Genomic DNA, 1256 nt, shown 5'->3' with positions numbered 1-1256 from the left:
CGCCGTCGTGCTCGCCGACGCGTTCCCGGCCGCCCGGGGGACCACCACGCTGCTCGCCAACCGGGCCGACGCCGCAATCTTCGGGGCCGGACAGCCGAGCGAGGACCAGGTGCGGCAGTACTGGGAGATCGTGGACGGCTCGCTCAAGGAGATGACCGGAACGCTCGGGTTCTGGGGACGGCAGCGGGCCCGGTTCTCGCCACGGTCCCTGCTGGCCGACGGCCGGGCCGCGCTCACCGCCGGTGGCCTCAAGCTGCGCCTGCCCGGCAGGAAACACGCCGCGCCCGCAGGTCCGGAAACACCGGCAGGTACAGTGGAGTCCGGCCCGGCGGCAACAGCCCACCCTGATGATGCCGCCGGCACCGCAGCCGACGCCAGCCAGACCGCCAGGAAGAACCACCACGAGCCATGACCGACGACGCCGAACGCTGCCCGCGCTGCCAGCAGCCGCTCCGCCAGGGGGCTGCCTTCTGTACCTCCTGCGGCACGCCGCTGAGCAACCGTTCCGCCCGGAACGCCCGCAACGTGCGGGAGCTGCCCCCCGCCCCACTGATCCCCGGTAGTATCCCGGTAACGCAAGGCCCGGCCACGGGCCGCGGACAAGGGGGAGGCCCTTCCGTGCCGAACAAGCTTGAGCTGGTCCCCGCCGCTGCCGGAAAGCGGCTGGGCGCCGCCGTCCTGGACTGGCTTCCGCCTGTCACCATCCTGACAATCCTGCTGGCGATCGGGTTCGCCGGAATCACCAGGAGCCAAAGCGGCGGCTTCATCGTGTACGACACGTCGTCCCTGGTGCTGTTCGGCGGCATCGGTGCGGGCCTCACCCTGATCTACACCGTGGTTCTTGCCACGCTCGAAAGCCGTTCCGGCGTGACCCCCGGCAACAGCCTCATGGGCATCCGCAGCACCGATGCTGACGGCTTCGCGCCGGGCGGGGGAGCGGTGTTCCTCCGCGGCCTCATCACCGGCGCCGGCGTCCTGCTCGCCGTGATCGCCACCGCGGCCGTCATGATGTTCCAGTGGTTCGGCGTCGCCCTCCTGGTGCTGGGGCCGCTGGTGTTCCTGGGCGCAGCCTGGGCTGTCGTCGTGGTGCTCTCCAGCGCCTGGGACCGCAACGGCAAGCTCCGCGGCTGGCACGATGCCGCCGCCAAGACCCTGGTCTTCGATGTGAAGGCCGGCCGCAACCCGATCACCACCGGCGGCATCCAGGGCCCGTACAGCTTCGCGCCGCTGGACCTTCCCCCGGTCCAGCAGGTCGC

Annotated in this window: 1 protein-coding gene and 1 pseudogene; both read left to right on the top strand. The window is 71.4% G+C overall.

The features are described from left to right. Nucleotides 1-412, top strand: a pseudogene (locus K789_RS25870) (transglutaminase domain-containing protein); the annotation flags it as partial. Continuing rightward, on the top strand, nucleotides 409-1256 hold an 848-nt coding region (locus K789_RS21895), incomplete at its 3' end, for an RDD family protein (RefSeq protein WP_024365003.1). The pseudogene K789_RS25870 and the gene K789_RS21895, both read left to right, overlap by 4 nt.

This window comes from Arthrobacter sp. TB 26 (genome assembly GCF_000427315.1).
Classification (GTDB): domain Bacteria; phylum Actinomycetota; class Actinomycetes; order Actinomycetales; family Micrococcaceae; genus Arthrobacter.
The sequence above is the reverse complement of the archived record's forward strand: the minus strand, read 5'-3'. Positions and strand labels throughout refer to the sequence as shown.